General features: G+C 39.2%; 11 protein-coding genes. 7 read left to right on the top strand and 4 right to left on the bottom strand.

What is annotated here, in order from left to right; translation table 11 throughout:
• Positions 1-4: 4 nt before the first annotated feature.
• Genes GJB62_RS13760 through GJB62_RS13750 form a run of 3 tightly spaced genes read right to left on the bottom strand, consistent with a single transcriptional unit; the run spans position 5 to position 5,514 of the window.
• Entirely contained in the window at positions 5-1,045 is a 1,041-nt protein-coding gene (locus GJB62_RS13760) for a TauD/TfdA family dioxygenase (RefSeq protein ID WP_114083433.1), read from the bottom strand.
• Between the two features lie 22 nt (positions 1,046-1,067).
• Positions 1,068-1,973: a class I SAM-dependent methyltransferase gene (locus GJB62_RS13755; protein ID WP_114083434.1), complete on the bottom strand. Its 906-nt coding sequence runs from the start codon at positions 1,971-1,973 to the stop codon at positions 1,068-1,070.
• Positions 1,974-2,004: 31 nt separating this feature from the next.
• Positions 2,005-5,514 (bottom strand): condensation domain-containing protein, encoded by a 3,510-nt coding sequence (locus GJB62_RS13750; RefSeq protein WP_114083435.1) that lies wholly within the window; start codon positions 5,512-5,514, stop codon positions 2,005-2,007.
• Between the two features lie 1,158 nt (positions 5,515-6,672).
• On the opposite strand from GJB62_RS13750, the gene GJB62_RS13745 reads away from it, so the two are divergent.
• The 6 genes from GJB62_RS13745 (at position 6,673) to GJB62_RS13720 (ending at position 19,776) form a co-directional block, all read left to right on the top strand.
• Complete coding sequence (locus GJB62_RS13745; protein ID WP_114083436.1) at positions 6,673-9,354, top strand: TonB-dependent siderophore receptor; 2,682 nt, start codon at positions 6,673-6,675, stop codon at positions 9,352-9,354.
• A 109-nt stretch (positions 9,355-9,463) separates the two neighbouring features.
• Positions 9,464-10,609, top strand: a complete 1,146-nt coding sequence (locus GJB62_RS13740; protein WP_114083437.1) for a PepSY-associated TM helix domain-containing protein — start codon at positions 9,464-9,466, stop codon at positions 10,607-10,609.
• 52 nt (positions 10,610-10,661) lie between these two features.
• The gene (locus GJB62_RS13735) at positions 10,662-11,969 is read left to right on the top strand and encodes an MFS transporter (protein ID WP_114083438.1); all 1,308 of its coding nucleotides are present in this window, start codon (positions 10,662-10,664) and stop codon (positions 11,967-11,969) included.
• A gap of 435 nt (positions 11,970-12,404) precedes the next feature.
• The gene (locus GJB62_RS13730; protein WP_114083439.1) at positions 12,405-18,419 is read left to right on the top strand and encodes an AAA family ATPase; all 6,015 of its coding nucleotides are present in this window, start codon (positions 12,405-12,407) and stop codon (positions 18,417-18,419) included.
• Positions 18,420-18,508: 89 nt separating this feature from the next.
• A complete protein-coding gene (locus tag GJB62_RS13725; protein ID WP_114083440.1) occupies positions 18,509-18,958 on the top strand; it encodes a rhodanese-like domain-containing protein in 450 nt (149 codons plus the stop codon).
• Positions 18,959-19,020: 62 nt separating this feature from the next.
• Positions 19,021-19,776 (top strand): TIGR04283 family arsenosugar biosynthesis glycosyltransferase, encoded by a 756-nt coding sequence (locus GJB62_RS13720; protein WP_114083441.1) that lies wholly within the window; start codon positions 19,021-19,023, stop codon positions 19,774-19,776.
• Here GJB62_RS13720 and GJB62_RS13715 read toward each other — a convergent pair.
• Entirely contained in the window at positions 19,761-20,462 is a 702-nt protein-coding gene (locus tag GJB62_RS13715; RefSeq protein WP_114083442.1) for a DUF547 domain-containing protein, read from the bottom strand. The two genes, GJB62_RS13720 and GJB62_RS13715, sit on opposite strands and share 16 nt — an antisense overlap.
• Before the next feature lie 200 nt (positions 20,463-20,662).
• On the opposite strand from GJB62_RS13715, the gene GJB62_RS13710 reads away from it, so the two are divergent.
• Positions 20,663-20,827, top strand: a complete 165-nt coding sequence (locus GJB62_RS13710) for a hypothetical protein (RefSeq protein WP_245246161.1) — start codon at positions 20,663-20,665, stop codon at positions 20,825-20,827.
• The last annotated feature ends 5 nt before the right edge of the window (positions 20,828-20,832 follow it).

Raw genomic sequence — 20,832 nt, 5'->3', positions numbered from 1 at the left:
TATATTAATTACTGTATTGTTCTGCCATTCCCACTGCAATCTTTCGCGCACCCACAAATGGCATCCGTCCATGCGCTGTAAGCATATTATCGAGCATTAAAATATCTCCAGCTTGCCAGGGAAAAATAACCATTTCTTGTTGGTAAGCAGAGCGAATTTCATCTAGTACAGCAGGTTCAATTGCTGAACCATCACCGTAATAAGTATTGTGGGGCAAATCTGATTCTGGGAACTCTGCTAATAATGGTTCGCGGATGCTTGGTTCCAAAGTTGAGATATGAAAGAAGGCAGCGTGATTAAACCACACGAGTTCATTTGTGTGCGGGTGTGTAGCAACCGCTTGACGAACTTGACGGGTTCTCAAACGATTACCCTCTTTCCACTCGAACTCAATGCCATTACTACGACAAAATGCTTCTACTTCAGATGGATTGGTTGTTTGAAAAACTGTTTGCCAAGGTAAGCCAAAGCCGTCGCCAAAGTTACGGACATACATAACTCCCTTTTGACTGAAGCGATCGCAAATTTTACCATCAATCCGTTGCAACAATTTGCGAGTGTCTGCAATTGGTGTTTCTCCTCCTTGTTGTGCAGGCTGAATACAAAAAAAGAAAATCTTTAAAGGCCAGGTTTTGGCGTAAGAAAGTTCGCTGTGCAGAAAAATACTTGAGTTGGCAGGATAGTCAGTTGAAGTATAAATATTACCTTGGATTGGGCTGCGTGGTGAAGAGCGATCGCGATATTCCAGTAACTCTCCAGTCACGCTTTTGATAAACTGCTCAAACTCCAAATAGTTCTTCACCTGAAAATTCCGAAACAGAATTCCGCCATGCTTAAACAAATGATTTGTAATCAACTCCCGATTACTCACCGCCCAAGCAACTAAATTCACTGCATCTACAGTGGGTTGGATAAGCAAAGGAAGCGAATTTCCTGCCACTAAAGGTACTGCTTTAATCAATTCGGCTGGCGAAACATTGATACCTTGCCGTTTAGTTATTCGTAACTCATTGAGATTAAGTTTTGGGGACTCTGGAATTTTCATAATTTTGCTCCAAGAATTCCCTTCAGCTTTTAATAGTGGTAAAAGTCAAACTCATTTCATCTGCTTTCTGGTCGATTTCTGGAAATTCTAGCCCCAGATCATCCAATGAATTGACACCCAGAGTTTCCAAAACGAATGGTTGCAAAGTGTTATTTTCAATAAAATTACTACCTTCACTATTGTCGCCTTTATACACAATTACTAAATTATGGTAAAAGTGCAAAGAAACAATATTTTTATCAAAATAAGATGGAGTATAGCCGGGATTTAAAAATTCTTCATAATTCAATCCATCAACTAATTTTTTAAACATATTCATCACAGTTTTTGGGTCGTTCAAGTCAAGACTTCCACCCACGTTTACCCAATTTTGCATCATCACACTTTCTTGAGCAAAGTCTGACCACTTTTGTCCAAGACTTGGCCAGTAAGAATGATGAATATTTTCCGCAGCATAAATCCCGCCTTCGTTGAGTACAGGAAAAAATTTGTAGAAGGCTTTAATATGATGTTCATTAGCCGAACTGCCATCTTCAATGATGATATCTAATGCTCCGGTTTCATTGAAAACATCTTTCATAAAAGATTCATCATTTTGATCGCCGTGAAATATTTTAATTCGGTCTTCTTCTAAATACCTTTTATCAACAATATCAATACCGTAGATCATACTATTTGGAAAATAAGTTTTAAAAGTTTTTAAAGCCTCACCTCCAATTGTGTGATCTTCGTAACCCCCTACACCAATTGCCAAAATCTTGAGTTTTTTCCATTTCAGGGGAGCAAAATGACTTTGGTAGCGATGAGCAAACCGCAGTCTAGGCCATTCTTCATGGGCATAAAGAGCCGCTACTTTACTTAAATCATTTGGCTGTAAAAATGCCCTAACTTGACGCGGAAAACTTTTTAATGATTGGATTAAGTTCATTGATGCTACTCCAATGTATTTTTATCTTCTATTAATTAATGACTTTACGCTTGGTTAACTTCAGCTTTTCTAATGAGGTAAATTCTAGCTCTTTCTCTTTAATTTGCTGTTGTTCTCTGTCAGAGGTAACGATAATTTCGGCTAACTCATTCAGTCTGATATCTGGCTGTTCAACAACATTGCGTAGCAGAATTTCAAAATGAATAATCATTCGCCCAATAGTCTTGTCATCAAACAAGTCTGTTTTATACTCTAATGAGCCGTTAAATCCTTCTGTACTTTCCCAAATACTGAATTTCAAATCAAATTTAGATGTACCACTATCAACCTCTAGGGGATGCAGAGTTAGCTCTGGAAATTCTATAGATGGAATGGGAGCATTTTGCAGAATAAACATCACTTGAAACAATGGGTTGTGGCTTAAATCCCGCTCTGGTTGTAATTCTTCCACTAACTTTTCAAAGGGCAATTCTTGATGAGCGTAAGCACCCAAAGCCACTTCGCGTACCCGCCCTAATAAAGTCCGAAAACTCGGATTACCTGATAGATTTGTACGCAGCACCAGGGTATTAATAAAAAACCCTATTATCCCCTGAGTTTCTGCTCTAGTCCGACCTGCGACAGGCGAACCAACTAAGATTTCTTGTTGGTTTGTATAACAGTATAACAACGTCTTAAATACTGCGATGAGTGTCATAAACTGAGTGACACCCTCTCGCTGATTTAATTCTTTTACTGCTTCACTTAAAGCTTTAGGAAATGCTAGAAATTGCTTTTTACCAGCGAAGGTTTGTATTGCTGGTCGGGGTCTATCTGTAGTCAGTTGCAGTACTGATAGATTACCGCTTAACTGCTGTTTCCAGTAATCAAGTTGGGTATGAAGAATCTCTCCTTGTAGCCATTTTCTCTGCCAATCAGCAAAATCTGCATACTGGATGGGAAGTTTAGGAAGTAGAGAAGGTAAGTCATGAGAAATAGCTTGGTAAATCTCTGCTAGTTCTTGAATCAGAATACCAATAGACCAACCATCGGCAATAATGTGGTGCATGGTCAAGAGCAATATATGCTCCTCTGGTTTCAAATACAAAAGTTGAACTCGCAGCAGTGGCGACTGTGATAAATCAAAGGGTTTTTGAGCGAACTCTGTGGCGAAGCGCAAAGCCTCAGCCACAGTTGCTTCTGGTAATTCCAAAACTGGTAGTGTCAACTTCACACTTGGGGTAATCACCTGAACTGGTCGCCCTTTGACAGATACAAAGCTAGTTCGCAAGGCTTCGTGACGCTGTACGACTTCGTTAAGACTTTGTTCTAATGTCGCCTGATGAAGCTTCCCAGTCAAACGTATTGCAATGGGAACGTTGTAGAAGGGGTTATTAGGTTCTAACTGGTTAAGGAACCACAAGCGCTCTTGAGATAGACACAGGGGTAGTTCTTGATTGCGAGAAATCGGCTGTAGCAGTGGTTCTGAAGATTTTGTAATTGTTAATTGAGAAAGGATTTGCATTGCTAGCAGAACGACACTAGCATCTTGGAAAAAATCTTCAACAGATATTGCTACCCCAAAATCTACCTGAATTCGATTTTTTAAATCGAAAACTATTAAGGAATCGATTCCCAAGCTATTTAGTGGTTGTTCTGGTTTCACTTGGGAAACTTCAATTTTTAATATCTGAGCAATTTGTTTTTGTAAGTAAGATATCAGCAATGGTAGGCGGGTTTCTGACGCTGTTGCCATAATTGCTTCACGGCTCAGATTCGTCTTATTCTCAAGGTCATCTGCACTATCCAGGATACTCTGGCTGATAACTTCCAGTTTGGTTGCCAAAAAATTGGCTTTTGTGGCACGGCGTTGAATTTTGCCGCTAGAAGTTTTGGGAATACTACCTGGTTTGATTAGTACTACTGCATATACTTGCACTTCATGTACTTCTGCAACGGTCTGACGAATTGCGGCAGTAACTTCTTCAAAATTTGGTTTGGCACGAAACTCCAATTCCTGCACCACTACCAACCGTTCTTCATGAGCAACTTCCACAGCAAAAGCTGCACAGCTACCTAAACGCAATGATGGATGGCTGTATTCTGTAGTTAGTTCGATGTCTTGTGGGTAAAGATTACGACCTCTGATGATAATTAAATCTTTGGCTCTACCTGTAATGAAGAGTTCTCCATTGTGCAAAAAGCCTAAGTCACCAGTACGTAAAAATGGCCCTAATGTTGTGCTAACTCCTGTGCCTTGGAGATAGGCGTGAAATACTTGCTCCGTCTCTTGTTGCCGATGCCGATAACCTTGCCCAACACTAGGGCCTGATACCCAAATTTCTCCAACTTCGTCAGGTTGACAAGGGGTAAAAGTCTCTGGATTAGCGATCGCAATTTGTTGTTGTGGTAAAGTTTGTCCACAACTGACAAAACTTTGAATATCTTCACTATCAGTATTTGCTTCAACAACCCGGTTTCTGGAAAGTGCCGATTTGACAACTGTTATACAAGGAGGTACAGCTTTCTTGCTCCCGCCAGAAATCATCAGGGTTGCTTCCGCCATCCCGTAACATGGGTAAAATGCTTCCCGGCGAAAGCCACACTCTGCAAAAGCCTCTGCAAACCGTTCTAAAGTATCCTGCCGAATGGGTTCAGCACCATTAAATGCAACACTCCAACTACTTAAATCAAGGGTTTCTTTTTGCTCAGGGGTAATCTTTTGAATGCACAATTCATAAGCAAAGTTAGGGGCTCCGCTAGTTGTACCTTTGTAGTGAGAAATTGCCTGTAACCAACGATAAGGTCGTTGTAAAAAAGCTGTTGGGGACATCAAGATGCAAGGAAATCCACCATACAAAGGTTGCAAAATACCACCAATCAATCCCATATCATGGTAAACAGGTAGCCAAGAAACAAATTTACTACTAGGAGAATGTTCCATAATTTGGTAAGTCATGGCGGCATTGTGGAGCAAATTGCCGTGACTAAGCATGACTCCCTTTGGTGTCCCTGTAGAACCCGATGTATATTGCAAAAAAGCTAGGGTATCTGGATTGATGTGAGTTTGTTGCCAAGCGTCTTCTGAACCTGGCGCTATATCATCTGTAGTCAACCACTGGAGACTTTCTAGGTTTGTTGCTTGTGCAAATATGGATTGTAATGTCGGGAGCATCGCTGTTGTAGTCAGAGCAATGCTAGGTTGTGCATCTTTAGTAATAGCGCTTATTCTGGGTGTTTTGCGTTGATTGAGAGGTGGATAAGCCGGAACTGCAACAACTCCAGCGTATAGACAACCAAAAAAAGCAGTTAAGTAATCTAGTCCAGGTGGATAAAGTAATAAGGCTCGTTCCCCATTTAAATTTAAAGCTTGGAGTTGAGATGCGATCGCACAAGAGCGCTTCACCAGTTGTTGATAAGTCAGTGTTGATTCTTGGGTTTCTCCATCTTCAAGGAAGGTGAAAGCAATTGTATCCGGCTGTGTCAAGCTTCTTTGATGGAGAAGATCAACAACCGTGAAGTTAGGGTCAATTTCTTTAAAGTCCTTGATTTGTATAGCCATTTGACTTTCCAGAACTAGATGCACTCTTGCTTAAATACTGCTGCGATACATTCAACTTTTATCCTGCCAAAATGAGAACGCAAATATCGATCGCATTTCACAGGTAAGTTTTCATCCCACAATTCTGACTTTTTACTAGCTAAGGCTCTTTTACCTCTTTTAGGAGAGCCTAAACAAGGGAGTCCTTAGCGAAATACTAGACGCTATTGCAAATTTCAACTCAATAAAGTTTTAAGCTTTTTATTGAGAGCAATTTTCAAGTACTCTGCTTACTTTAGAGGAGAGTATCGCTTTATGCAACTAGCTATTGATAGGTAATTCTTATTGATTTGTGTAAATAGATTATATTTTTATAACCTGGTCTTCCGTAGATTAAGCTGATTTTTTGTCAGCGATCGCAGCAAGTTAGAGCAATGCTTAATCGGTCAGAATACAGACCATCACAGGGACAAGGTACTACTGATAGGTGTCAATTTAACATTAAAAAAGCGGTTATAAACCCCTTTTGTACGAGGCATTACTAACGTCCGTGGGCTTAAAAACCTTAGAGGTTGTTTGAAAAGTAGTTGGCTGTAATTTTAGGCACTCATTGATCCCCCTCTTAAAAAGGGTGGAACCGGAGTCAAAGTCCCCCTTTTTAAGGGGGATTTAGGGGGATCTAAACGTTTTGTTACCAAGAAGAGGACTTTTCAAACATCCTTTTAGTCGTTGGGAAATTGATAGAGAGTCTAACCCATCAGCCCCGATCAATCTTATTTTCTTTAATTTAAGTGCGTTTAAACGCATTTGAGCTATGGGCAATCAAGTTATTGCATTCCATTCAGATGAAATTCGGTGTATTCTTTTTTTATAAAATAAGTATAATTTTATACTTATTTTATTTGGTAAAAATATTTTAAAGTCTTCCAAATATTGATTAGGACAACATTTTCTTTAGTAACACTTGTCTTGCACTTGTATCATTTTAACTATATCTATTCCAGCTATTAGCTGTCTTTTAACTTTATAAGCTAGAAAATCTTGATAAAGACTGTCAAATATCTTGCGATATATTGTCACTTTACTTTGTGGCTAAAATAGTTTAATTTCAGATTTGAAATGAAAAACTTTTCTATTAAGTTCTAAGGCTACTAGTAGACCGTGAGGATCTGGATTGGAATGAAACTGAAAAAATTGCTTCCCTACCTGTTATTGACAAGCTCTTTGACTGTATCGATCGCAACTGCTGCTAGAAGTGAAGAAGTAGGGATAGGTGTATCAGAGCATCTCAAGTCAACTCCAACAGATGCTAATTCCAATCAACCATTTACTGGGGAACCAATCAGAGAGATTCAACGAATAAGTGAGTTAGTACATCCTGGCAAGAGTGCAGAGATACTTCGACAACCACCACAACTCAGCCAAGGGAGTACCACGGAAATTGTCCCAGTGAGTGCAGTTAAGGCTAATCCCACCACTCAGGGAGTGGAAGTGATTTTACAAACTGCCCTTGGTGAAAAATTACAACTGGTGAATCGCAGTTCGGGCAATAATTTTATCGCTGATATTCCCAACGCACAATTACGTTTACCTTCAGGTGATACATTCACATTTCGCTCGGAGCGGCCAATTGCAGGTATTACTGAGATAACGGTCGCAAACTTTGATGCCAATACTATCCGAGTCACGGTGATTGGTGAAGCGAGTGTACCGACTGTAGAGTTGTTTGACAGTCCTGACGAGGGTTTGATTTTGAGTGTGGCTAGTGCTACGTCTTCCACATCCCAAGGACAACAAACACAAACACCACAAAAGCCTGAAGCAAATCAGTCAGAAACAGAAACTCCGCCAAGTCAACCTTCTGCGGCGAGTGATGAACCGATTGAACTAGTAGTGACGGGCGATCCTGATGGATATCGTGTACCTGAAACATCAACTGCAACCAGAACCGACACCCCACTGCGCGATATTCCTCAGTCCATTCAAGTTGTACCCAAACAAGTAATTGAGGAGCAGGGAATCACTCGGATTTCAGATGCAGCCCGTAACGTGTCTGGTGTATCGGTGGGAACAGGCTATAGTGGCGCTGTAGATGACTTAACGATTCGGGGATTTCTCAACTCAAACATCCTGAGAAATGGCTTCAAAACTCAAAATGCTTTTATCTATGGCGCAAATGTCGAACAGGTTGAAGTTCTAAAAGGCCCAGCTTCAGTGCTGTATGGTCAATTTGAACCAGGTGGTATTGTTAATTACGTCACAAAACAACCGTTAAATGAACCCTACTACGCAGGCGAATTTACAGTAGGAAGTTACAGTTTTTATCGTTCGTCCATTGATATTTCTGGGCCCCTGACTCCAGAGAAAAATCTTTTATATCGTCTCAATATTGCCTATGAAAACTCTGGTAGTTTTCGTGATTTTGTCAATGGGGATGTTTTCTCTATCTCTCCCATTGTCAGCTACAAGATTGATGATGCCACAAACATCTCTCTAGAATACGAATACACAAAGGTCAATAGAGTATTTGATCGTGGTTTTTTACCTAACAGTGTTTTTCTTGACCTCCCTATCAGCCGGAATTTAGGCGAACCAAGCGACTCGATTAATATTGAAAATAACCGCTTTGCTTTAACCCTAGACCATCGATTTAATGAAAACTTGCGTCTGCGGAGTAATTTATCTGGTCAATTTATTGAGACAAATGATACCCACATTAATCCTAATGAGTTAGTTGGCGATACCTTATCGCGAGACTACTCTACAGGTCTTTCTCCTGGTGAAAGTAACGATTTATCGCTGCAAACCGATTTGATTAGTGAATTCAAAACTGGATCAATTCAGCATCAGCTACTTTTTGGTGTGGAATTCAGTAGAAGCATTAGTAATTATTCACTCGATCAAGCAAGTATTTCATCACTAAATATCTTCGCTCCTGTCTATGGATATGAAATTCCATCCCGTGAAAGTTTTACCTATGCAGTAAAGTCCGATTCAACCACAAATACAGCAGCAATTTATTTACAAGACCAAGTGACATTGCTGCCAAATTTGAAATTGCTAGTCGGCGGCAGATATGATTTTGTTGATTACAACAATAAATTCATTCCTGACACAATTAATGGTAGCGAGCCAGAAGAATCTAATTTTTATGATACAGCCTTTTCACCGCGTGTCGGATTAGTTTATCAGCCAATAGAACCAATCTCGCTGTATGTCAGTTATAGCCGTTCCTTTGTACCCAATAATTTTAGGTCGAATGGAGAAGCGCTGGAGCCTTCGCGGGGTACTCAGTATGAAGTCGGGATTAAAGCCGATCTCAGCCCTCAGATATCGCTGACGTTAGCAGCTTATGATATTACAAAGACCAATATACCGACAGTTGATCCTGATAATCCTGATGTATTCTTTGCAGTCGGAGAGGTAAAAAGTCGTGGAATTGAACTGGATGTGGCAGGAGAAATTACACCCGGTTGGAAGATAATAGCTTCTGGTTTTTTAAATGATGCCTATGTCAGCGAAGACAACGATCCTTCTTTGCAAGGTTCGCGGTTGGTAAATGCACCCTATCATGGCGCTAGTTTATGGACAACTTATGAAATCCAGAGTGGTGATTTGCAAGGGTTCGGTTTTGGTGCAGGGTTATTTTTTATAGGCGATCGCATTACTAACCAAAGCGATCCGTTTACTCTTCCTTCCTATGTTAGAACCGATGCGACTATCTTCTACAAACGTAATGATTGGGGAGCCGCACTCAATTTCAAAAATCTGTTTGATGTGAAATACTACGAAACCAACGGCTTTTATGTATTCCCACAAGCACCTTTTACAGTTCAGGGCACAATTTCATTCAGTTTTTAAATTCATCTTTAAACCTCTTTTTAGTAAAGCGAGGGAGAAGAAATCAGTTTTCTTCCCCTTCATCAGGAGGAATGAGAAGGTTAATCAATGTATGTAAAGGGTATCTGCAATGAAATCCAAAACATTCCGTAACTGGGCATTTGCTCTACACCGCTACCTCGGTTTAGCTATGGGATTTGTGCTGATTATAATTGGCTTGACAGGTAGTTTATTGGTCTTTCAGAAGGAAATTAACCACTTTTTAGTAGCCCAACAGTTTGGATATATCTCTCCCCAAGAAGCGCCACTGTCTCTAGAGTCAGTGGTAAATACTGTGAAAGCGGAATATGATTCATCCCGAAAGGACTTAAAACTCAATAAAGTCTATATCCCTTCAGAGCCAAATGAACCAATTATGTTTGCCTTCGTTGCTCCTGATGACAAAGGGATAGATGTTATTGTCAATCCTTATACTGCTGCAATCATGGGTGAGCGATCGGACAGAACATTGATTCTTCTGCTGTATGAACTCCATTATAATCTGATGGCTGGAGACGTTGGGATGACCATCGTTGGAGTTATAGCATTCCTGTTGCTCGTTCTGAGTATTACGGGTGTCATTCTCTGGCCTGGATGGCGCAGGCTGATTGCAGGATTCAAGATCAAGTGGAATGCTCATCCAAAGCGGCTGAACTTCGACATTCATAAAGTAGTAGGCATTATTACAGTGGTGTTCCTGACGCTGACTGCCTTTACTGGCTTCTGCTGGAATTTCTACGACTTCACCGAACCCATCATCTATGCAGTAACATTTACCAAAAAGCAACCAGAACCTGTTTCTGTGCCCAAACCTGGTCAATTACCGTTGCGACTTACAGAACAACTAAAGATTGCTGATGCTGCCTTGCCAGGTGCTATGGTCAAGAGTATTTCCTTCCCTAATCAACCTGAAGACAGCTTAACAATTAGCTTTAAGCTACCCCAGGAAAATGCAGAACGTGGTCAGAGTAATGTTTATCTTGACCAGTACACGGGTAAAGTTTTGCGAGTTGATAATGCTTTAAAAATGCCATTGGGCGATCGCATCCTCAACTCTTTTATTCCCCTACACTATGGTACATTTGGTGGTTTATCCACGCGCATTCTCTACGTATTTGTCGGATTATCACCCTTAATTTTATTTATAAGTGGCTTTGTCATGTACCAACATCGCTACCGAGAAAAATCTGTCCGCCACAATCAGGTAATAGAGCTATCAAAGAACCATCAAGATTAATTGAAGGTTAATTTGCCAACCGCTACAAACCTATAATTTAAGACTCATACAAGTGCGTATATTCATCATTATTTGGCTTGGTCAAACCGTTTCTATTATTGGTAGTGGGATGACTGGCTTCGCATTCACTATCTGGATATGGGAACTAACGCATCAGGTTACAGCAATAGCGTTGTTTGGGTTGTTTGCACAATTGCCACAAGTATTGATGGCTCCTATCGCTGGGTTTATTGTAGATCGTTGGAACCGTAAATATCTGATGATAGTTGGGGATACAGTGAGTGGTGTTGTAGCGATCGCTGTCTTACTACTTTATTCAACTAGACATCTGCAATTATGGCATTTATACTTAGCTGTCGCTATCCAAGGTATTTTTGAGGTAGTTCAAGAACTGGCTTACTCAACATCCATATCTACGATGATGCCCAAGCAGCACTACAGTCGTGTTAGCAGTCTGAGATTTTTAGCTGATTACGGTTCTAGTATCATCGCACCAACACTAGCAGGCATTCTCTACTCAGTTATTGGGCTTGTTGGGATATTAATTATCGATATTGTGAGTTTTGTATTCGCTGTCACCACAGTTTTAGGAGTACATATCCCACAACCTAGTATGACAGCAGTAAACACTCAAAGTTTCACTAATTGGAAGCAGGAGATTTACTTTGGTTGGCATTACATTGCTGTACGTCCAAGTTTGCTTGCCATGCTAGTGTTAGCATTTGTATTTACATTTGCCTATGACTTTGGACTCTCAATCTATTCACCGATGGTTCTAGCGCTGACTGGTAATGATGCTAAGGTGTTAGGCACTTTAGCCTCAGCAGCAGGAATTGGTGGAATAGTTGGCGTATTACTCATCAATAGCTGGGGTGGTTTCAAGCGTCGTATAGATGGGGTGCTACTTGGTATGATCGGTGTTGGTTTGGGCAAAATTATCTTTGGTCTAGCTAAGACACCATTGATTTGGATTCCAGCTCAATTCTGTTCATCTCTGAATTTTCCCATACTTGGCAGTTCTTGTGATGCTATCTGGCTAACCAAGGTTAATCCTCAGATCCAAGGACGTGTTTTTGCGACTCTAAAGGTTGTAACGTTGGTTGCTTCAACGGTTGCTTATTTGATAGCTGGGCCACTAGCCGACTATATTTTTGAACCTGCAATGATGCCAGATGGTAGTCTTGCACCCATATTAGGCTGGATATTCGGCACGGGAAAAGGTTCGGGTATGGCAGTTTTGTACTTCATCTCTTCGCTAGGGATGTTACTTATTGGCTTAAGTGGATATGCTTTCCGCACTTTGCGTGACGTAGAAATTATGCTGCCCGATCATGATGCTAATACAGCACTGCGGAAATAGTGATAGCAAATGTCAATCCAATACTTCTCGCTTTGTGCATTTTTAATTCGGAATCGGATTTTGGGTAAAGGGAAAAGGGTAAGGGTTAAAGGTTTTTTCTTTCCCCTTCCCCCCGCCCCTTATCCCCAGAGGGGACCCCACCTTCCCCTTAACCGAGAAGTATTGAATGTCAACCCCTGTGCTTAAGTAGGACGGCGGAAATAATTAAAGGTTTGTAGTAAGGACTTCAGTCCTTCTTTTAGGACTAAAGTCCTTACTACGAACTGAATTACAATAATTTTACATTACTTAACATAGTTTAAATTATTCACACCGACTTACTTAGTTTCATTTCAAGCGTGGTGAATCTGGTTTTATAAGTAGCTAGTCGTTAAAGTAAATTTATTTAGGCATCTGGGAATACTAAATGTAAAAGTCTTAAAGATAAAGTCCAGCATGATTAGCACCAAACTCAGTATTCCTGGATATCAAGTTAACGAACAACTTTATGATAGTGCCAGAACTCTTATTTATCGTGGTTTCCAGGAAACTGACTCCTTACCTGTAATCATCAAACTGCTGAAAAATCCTTATCCTAGCTTTAGCGAACTCGTACAATTTCGTAATCAGTACACCATTACCAAAAATCTCAACTATCCCGGAATCATTCAAACTTACAGCTTGGAAGCATATCAGAATGGTTATATATTAGTGATGGAAGACTTTGGGGGAATTTCCCTGAAGGATTATTTCGTTAACGATAATATTGTATCCTTAAAGGAATTTTTAAAAATTGCAATATCTCTGTGTGATGTCTTAGATATACTTTCCCGCCATCGAATTATTCATAAAGATATAAAACCAGCCAATATATTAATTAATCCTGAAACTAAGCAAGTAAAGCTCATTGACTTTAGTATTGCCTCTTTATTACCACGAGAAACCCAAACGCTAATCAGTCCGAATGTATTAGAAGGGACGCTGGCTTATATTTCCCCAGAACAAACAGGAAGAATGAATCAGGGGATTGACTACCGAACCGACTTTTATTCTTTGGGTGTAACCTTCTATGAATTAATTACAGGTGAATTACCTTTTCAATCAAATGATCTGATGGAATTGGTACATTGTCACATTGCTAAATCAGCACCATTAGTAGATGAAATTGACCCACAAATCCCGTCTGTTCTTTCAGAGATTGTCAGCAAATTGATGGAAAAAAATGCGTCATCTCGCTATCAAAGTATATTGGGTCTGAAATTTGATTTAGAAAATTGTTTAACTCAACTTCAAAAAAATGGTGAAGTTAAGAGTTTCCCAATTGCACAAAGAGATGTGTGCGATCGCTTTATTATCCCCGATAAACTCTATGGACGAGAAACGGAAATAGCCACCCTAATCGAAGCATTTGAAAGAGTAAGCAAAGGTGCAACTGAAATAATGTTGGTCACTGGTTTTTCGGGAATTGGAAAGACTGCGGTTATTAACGAAGTTCATAAACCGATTGTGCGCCAACACGGTTATTTTATCAAAGGGAAATTTGACCAATTTCAACGGAATATTCCCTTGAGTGCTTTTGTGCAAGCATTCCGAGATTTAATATGGCAATTATTAACTCTAAACAACGCTCAAATCCAGCAATGGAAAAACCAGATATTAGAAGCTGTTGGGGAGAATGGACAGGTAATTATTGAAGTCATCCCGGAATTATCAAAAATTATTGGTGAACAACCACCTGCACCAGAATTATCAGGAACTGCGGCCAGAAATAGATTTAATTTATTATTCCAAAAATTTACACAAGTTTTTACTATTGCTGAACATCCATTAGTGATATTTTTAGATGATTTGCAATGGGCAGATTCAGCATCTCTGAACTTAATGCAACTATTGATTGCTGATACAGGTCATCTATTGTTAATTGGTGCATATCGTGATAATGAGGTCAATCCAGCACATCCATTAATATTGACTTTGAGTGAGATTCAAAAAACGCAAGCACCGATTCATACAATTACTTTAACACCACTAAGTCAAAGGCAATTGAATCAGTTAGTCGCTGATACACTGAAATGTACAGAAAATGTAGCATCACCTCTTTCTCAATCGATCTATCAAAAAACTCAAGGTAATCCGTTTTTCACAACACAGTTTATCAAAGTATTGCATCAAGAGGAATTCATTAAATTTGACCTTGATTCGGGTTGTTGGAAATATGAAATTACACAAGTAAATCAGCAAGCAGTTACAGATGATGTTGTAGAATTCATGGTGTGTCAATTACGTAAGCTTCCTGAATCAACTCAACAACTCTTACAGTTAGCTGCGTGTATTGGTAATCAGTTTGATTTAGTAACTTTGGCAATAGTTTCAGAAAAATCAAAAACAGAAACGGCAGCTATTTTATGGAAAGCTTTGCAAGAAGGATTAATTTTACCTACTAGTGCTAATTATAGTTTTCATCAAGATTTATTTTTAGAAAATAACGGTCATATAACAAATAATATAGACACACAAACGGTTGAAGATAGCTTAGAAGAAAAGACAGTCACATACAAATTCTTGCACGATCGCATTCAACAAGCTGCTTCTTTTTTGATTCCCAAAGAACAGAAAGAGTTGACCCATCTCCAAATTGGGCAATTAATTTTAAAAAATACATCATTAGCCCAGCAGTCAGAGAATATTTTTGAGATTGTCGGTCATTTAAATTATGGAATTCCACTCATTAACCAGCCAAGTAAACGTCAAGAATTAGCTAAACTAAATCTCAAGGCAGGTCACAAAGCCAAAGAAGCGATTGCTTATGGTGCAGCTCTACAATATTTCAATCAAGGAATTCAGTTATTAATTAGTGATGGCTGGGAAAATGCTCATGACTTAACGCGAGATTTATATCACGCTGCTGCCGAAGTTGCATTTATCAGTAATGAATTTGAGCAGATGGAATCGCTAATTGAAGTAGTGATACAACGAGCGACAAATTTTTTAGATAAAGTAAAAGTTTATGAAATTAAGCTCCAGTATTATCAAGTACAAGGGCAGATGATTAAAGCGATTGATATTGGGTGTCAAACTCTCCGACAGCTTGGAATACCCTTATTTGAATCTGTTACTACTTCAGATATTCATCAAGCTATAGAAAACACTTTATCAACACTGGGAGAGCGCCAAATTGAAAGCTTAATTGAGCTACCTTTGATGACTGATCCTCAAGCTTTAGTTGCCCTGAAAATTATGATCAGCCTCACTCCCTCTGTCCATCAGGCTGCTCCCCACCTATTTCCAATTATTGCCTGTGAACAAGTTAACTTATCACTTAAATACGGCAATATAGCGCTTTCAGCACCAGGATATGCTGATTTTGGCATTGTTTTAAATGCGGTATTAAATCAACTAGAAAAAGGCTATAAGTTTGGGCAGTTAGCTTTAAAAATTGTAGAGAAGTTTGATGCAAAATCTCTGAAAAGTATGACTAGTTTCAAAGTAGCTGCATTTAATCAATTCAACAAGCTACCTGTCCGAGATACCATCAATTTATTAAAAGAATCTTATACTTTAGGATTAGAAGTTGGAGATTCTGTACACATGATCGTCTCAACTTTTTTCCGACTTTTTTATACCTATTTAATGAGTGTAGAAGATTTAAAAAGTTTACTAGAACAAATCAAAATTTTCGAGTCTAGCTTTGCAACTGGTGAATCTTTTTTGATGCGATTTAGTATTCTTAAAAGGACAATTGAATTTATAACTGAATATAGCCATTATTCAGATTTATTAATTGATAAATACTGGGATGAAGGAAAAATCTTACCTGCTCTACTCAAGGAAAATGATGAGTTTACACTCCATGAATTTTATCTAATTAAGTTAATTATTAGCTACTTGTTTGATGATCCTCTAGCGGCAGTTAGCAATGGAGACAAAGGAGAGCGTTACCTTAAAGGTGGTGCAGGAATGTTATCTGTGTCTGTTTTCCATTACTACGACTCATTGGCTCGTCTATCTGTCTATTCTAAAGCTAAATCTTCTGAACAAGCAAAATTGCTCTTGAAGGTTGACGAAAATCAAAAACACCTAAAAGTTCGAGCAATAATTGCACCGATGAATTTTCAGCATAAATTTGATTTAGTAGAGGCAGAGCGTCATTGGGTCTTAGGTCAACGATTTGAGGCAATTGACTTATACGATCGCGCGATCGCTGGAGCCAAAAAAAATGAGTACATTCAGCAAGAAGCTCTGGCTAACGAACTAGCAGCTAAATTTTACCTTGATTGGGGCAAAGAAAAAGTAGCTCAAGCATATATGCAAGAAGCTTACTACTGCTATGCCCGATGGGGAGCAAAAGCTAAAACCGATGACTTAGAAAAACGCTATCCTGAATTACTTCAACCCATCCTACATCAACACCAACTTAGCTTTAATTCCCTAGAAACAATTGCTAGTATTGCCCCTAGTTCGATATCTTTATCCGGTCAAACCTCCATTATTAGTAGCACAAATATTTCCGATGCCTTAGACTTTATGTCTATTCTGAAAGCGGCTCAAGCTATTTCTAGTAGCATTGAATTGGATGAAATTATTGCTAGCCTGACGAAAATTATTCTCGAAAACTCTGGTGCCCATAAATTTGCCTTAATTCTTTCTGAAAATGGAAACTTAAAAGTCAAGGCAATTACTTTTATTAATCACCAAAACAGTTTTTTAACTCCAATACAAACTATTCTCAAGTCACAAGCAGTAGATACTTGTGAAGATATCCCTAGAAAGATTATCAATTATGTCAAAAATACTCAACAAACCATTGTCATAGATAATTGCCAAACAGAGATAGCCGGGTTACTTGGAGAATATCTGCTCGAATTTCAACCCCAGAGTGTATTTTGTACGCCGATTATTAATCAAGGACACTTAGTAGGCATTCTCTATTTAGAAAATAAACTAGTGGCAGGGGTATTTACTAGCGATCGCATCAAAGTTATCCAAATGTTATCTGTGCAAGCTGCCATCTCTCTAGAAAATGCTCGTCTTTATCAAGAATCTCAAGAAAAAGCTCAACAGATTCAACAATCGCTCCAGCAGCAAAAAACCTTATTTAATGTTGTAAACCAAATCCGAGAGTCTTTAGATTTAGATGCAATTTTTGGTGCAGTAACTCAAAATCTTCGCTCAATTCTTAATGTCTCGCGCGTCGGAATTTATCAATTTCATCTTGGAGTAAATTATGAATATGGCGAATTTATTGCCGAAGATGTCCTACCGCAATTTCCTTCTGGTTTAGCTGTAAAAATTCAAGACCATTGTTTTGGCAAGAACTATGCGACCCTGTACAAACAGGGACGCTTTTGTGCAATATCAGATATTGAAACCGCAGAAGTTTTAGATTGTCATCGGGCAATTTTGCAACAGTTTAATATTAGAGCATCATTGGTTGTACCAATTATGCAAGATGATGAACTTTGGGGCTTACTCTGTATTCACCAATGCGAACATCCACATCAGTGGCAACCTTCTGAGATTGAATTTGCCCAACAAATTGCTGCACAAATGGGAGTTGCACTCCAACAAACCGATCTCCTGCTGGAAACTCGCCAACAAGCAACCCAATTAGAAGAAACACTCCAATATCTTAAAGAAACTCAACTTCAATTAGTACAAAATGAAAAAATGTCTGCGTTGGGAAATCTCGTAGCGGGGGTAGCTCATGAAATGAATAATCCTCTTGGTTTTATTTCTGCTAGCCTTGAACAAAGTAAACCTGTATTTGTAGATATTTTTAAACATCTGAAATTATATCAAGAAAGTTTGCCAAATCCAAAAGCGGAAATTATTGAACATGCCGAAAAAATCGACTTGGAATATAGTTTAGAAGATTTACCCAAGATGATTGATTCAATGATGATAGCCTGTGACAGGCTGAAAAATATCAGTACCAGTCTCTGCACTTTCTCTCGTGCCGATCAAGACTACAAAGTACCTTTCCATATCCACCAAGGCGTTGATAGTACCATTCTTATTCTCAAACATCGTTTGAAGGCAAATGAACAACGTCCCGCCATTGAAGTTATCACAAACTTTGATAATTTACCTCAAGTAGAATGTTTCCCTGGTCAATTGAATCAGGTATTTATGAACATTATAGCGAATGCTATTGATGCCTTGGATGAATCAAATACAGACCGAAGTTTTAAGGAGATTAAAGCCAATCCGAATCGGATTATAATTACCACCTTATTGAAAGACAAACAGATTGAGGTGAAGATTGCTGATAATGGTCAAGGCATGAGTGAATCAGTCAAGCAAAAAGTATTTGACCACTTGTTTACTACAAAAGGTGTTGGTAAAGGAACAGGATTAGGATTAGCGATCGCTCAGTCCATTGTTATAGAAAAACATGGCGGAACTTTGAATGTGAATTCTACTCCAGGCGTTGGAACAGAATTTGTGATTACCTTACCGATTCTGGCTTAGACTTAAAGTTAACTTGGTTGAAAACAGGAATTAACAGAGTAAGAACGAGCAGTCATTAGCTGAGGGTATTTTTACAAGTGCGATCGCTCATGTTTAACTTTCTTAAACTTCTGATCAGATTTCAGTTTCCTACTGTTAAGGAAATTAATTGCAACCAATTAGCTCAATTACTGTTGGATTCTGCAAAGCCACGGCCATTACTGCTAGATGCACGAAGTCAAACAGAATATGGGGTAAGCCATATCGAAACAGCAGTGTGTATAGATCATCTAACACCTGACTTAGCAGAACTTTCAACAGTTTCAAAAGATAGACTAATTGTTATCTATTGTTCTGTTGGCTACCGGAGCGCCAAATTAGCACAACAGCTTGATCAAGCCGGGATGAAGTGCGTTTATAACTTAAGCGGTGGGATTTTTCAGTGGGCAAATGAAGGAAGGCTTATTTTTAAAGACGAGCATCAGACACAACTTGTACATCCTTATAATGCAATATGGGGAAAACTGCTAAAAGCTACAAACCATGCTCAGGAGTGGTAAATTTTAAGTAAATACATTTGTTTGTCGTAGCATCAAATTCCTAATAAAACTACTCTTGCTGCATGTCTCAAGTTTCGATTGTCATTCCGACTTTAAACGAAGCAGTTAGCTTAGGGCGTACATTGCGCCAACTGACTTTACTTAATCCCCCTGCAAAGGAAGTGATAGTGGTAGATGGTGGCAGCGAAGATGAGACAGTGGCAATTGCAAAGCAATGCTTTGGGTTATTCGATCAGTCGCTATGTCTACAAGTTATCTCATCTGAGCAGCGTGGGCGTTCTATTCAGATGAATTACGGTGCATCGGCTGCAACGGGAGATATTCTTTGCTTTCTTCATGCAGACACTTGGGTGCCGGATGACCTAATCACTGTAATAGAGCAAACCTTAGCAGAGCCAACCATTGCCTGTGGGGGGTTTATTTCTCTGATGAGTGGATCTCAAACCACTCGCTGGGGTGTCTCTCTACATAATTATCTAAAAACCTATTACGCACCACTGTTATTTAAACCGTACCTGTTTTTTCGAGGATTACGTCTTTTGTTTGGAGATCAGGTAATGTTTTGTCGTAGTACTGACTTTTGGGATTGCGATGGATTTGATCAGGCATTGCCGATTATGGAGGATGGAGATTTATGCCTGAAATTGGTTAAAAAAGGACGTATTTATCAGGTAAACCGGATTGTTCAATCTTCAGATCGACGCGTCGCAAAATGGGGTAGCTTCAAAGCAACTGCAATTTACCTTTATATCGGTTTTTTGTGGGGGATTGGCGTTGACGCAAATTATCTCAAACAATTTTATCAAGATATTCGCTGATTCAACCTCCAGTCATAGTAAAGGTAGGAAATCGGCGTTGAGGCTTGCAAAGGCAAATCTGTTTCTAGGTAAGAGCGGATATATTCTGGAATGGAAGATGTAACTTTGAGAAAGTCTTGACGATACCATTTAAAGATTTTGCTACAGTAGAGCGTTTTACTATCTGAGTCATAATGGACTTTTTCAGAATTATTAATAAAGCGACGAGTGTCTTCATCTAACTGCTGAGTAACTTGTTCAGGAAAATAAGCTCCAGCACGCAGTAATGGGCAACCAACCGAAGCGCAGACAATTGCAAAATGAATTCGCGGCTCCTGTAATTTCTCCCGCAGAATAGAGTTCTCTATTTGGGCTAGACTATAATGTTCGCCAAATATATGATAACCACGACGTTGAAAGAACCACAAAAAAGCCAGCCAGTTGGGAATGCCTAAGATTCGCGGACGAATTGACTCAAGTGGGTACATCTCCAAAATTGCCGAAATAGTGAACGCATTGTAAAGGTTGATCCACAATGCCAATTGCTCAAAAGTGCTGCAATTAGATGTAAAATCCAGATTTTTTTGACTGGACAACCAATCTCCTAGCGCTTGAGGTTGCTCTGTTTTCCAAGCAAAATAGTCTACACGACCCTGTTGATCAACATACTGACGCAATAACCTATCCCAAGGTTCAAAATCAATCATTATCGCTGTGTTTAGGAACTTCCAGTAAAAAAAACATCCCATCTCTACTACAAATATACAAATTTATTACACGGCGGCGTTGAAAATTGAGAATTGGTTTAATAATTTAGCCTCTAAAGTGCTAAATCTGAAACAGAAAAACATGGTAGAGCCTGTTAGAAACCTATTATGTTTACTTTTACATTCAAGTAGGGCAAAGTATGATTGCTGTGAGATATTTTGCATTCTTTGTACTACTATTAGCTGGACTATTATCAGCAATTAAGCAAATGAGTCTTGCTTTGGATGAAGGAAATCTTGAGCAGTTCACTCTTTGGACAGGTATTGCCTCTATCATTGCAGGTTTACCAATTATATTGTGGTGAAGAAA

It is taken from the genome of Nostoc sp. ATCC 53789, assembly GCF_009873495.1.
GTDB classification, from domain to species: domain Bacteria; phylum Cyanobacteriota; class Cyanobacteriia; order Cyanobacteriales; family Nostocaceae; genus Nostoc; species Nostoc muscorum_A.
Note: the sequence above shows the minus strand (reverse complement) of the source record. Positions and strands in the feature narration are given on the sequence as shown.

Excerpts from the sequence above, each read along its gene's own strand:
- GJB62_RS13710 (WP_245246161.1), top strand. The coding sequence starts at position 20,663 with ATGATTGCTGTGAGATATTTTGCATTCTTTGTACTACTATTAGCTGGA.
- GJB62_RS13760 (WP_114083433.1), bottom strand. The coding sequence starts at position 1,045 with ATGAAAATTCCAGAGTCCCCAAAACTTAATCTCAATGAGTTACGAATA.
- GJB62_RS13755 (WP_114083434.1), bottom strand. The coding sequence starts at position 1,973 with ATGAACTTAATCCAATCATTAAAAAGTTTTCCGCGTCAAGTTAGGGCA.
- GJB62_RS13730 (WP_114083439.1), top strand. The coding sequence starts at position 12,405 with ATGATTAGCACCAAACTCAGTATTCCTGGATATCAAGTTAACGAACAA.
- GJB62_RS13745 (WP_114083436.1), top strand. The coding sequence starts at position 6,673 with ATGAAACTGAAAAAATTGCTTCCCTACCTGTTATTGACAAGCTCTTTG.
- GJB62_RS13725 (WP_114083440.1), top strand. The coding sequence starts at position 18,509 with ATGTTTAACTTTCTTAAACTTCTGATCAGATTTCAGTTTCCTACTGTT.
- GJB62_RS13715 (WP_114083442.1), bottom strand. The coding sequence starts at position 20,462 with ATGATTGATTTTGAACCTTGGGATAGGTTATTGCGTCAGTATGTTGAT.
- GJB62_RS13750 (WP_114083435.1), bottom strand. The coding sequence starts at position 5,514 with ATGGCTATACAAATCAAGGACTTTAAAGAAATTGACCCTAACTTCACG.
- GJB62_RS13720 (WP_114083441.1), top strand. The coding sequence starts at position 19,021 with ATGTCTCAAGTTTCGATTGTCATTCCGACTTTAAACGAAGCAGTTAGC.
- GJB62_RS13740 (WP_114083437.1), top strand. The coding sequence starts at position 9,464 with ATGAAATCCAAAACATTCCGTAACTGGGCATTTGCTCTACACCGCTAC.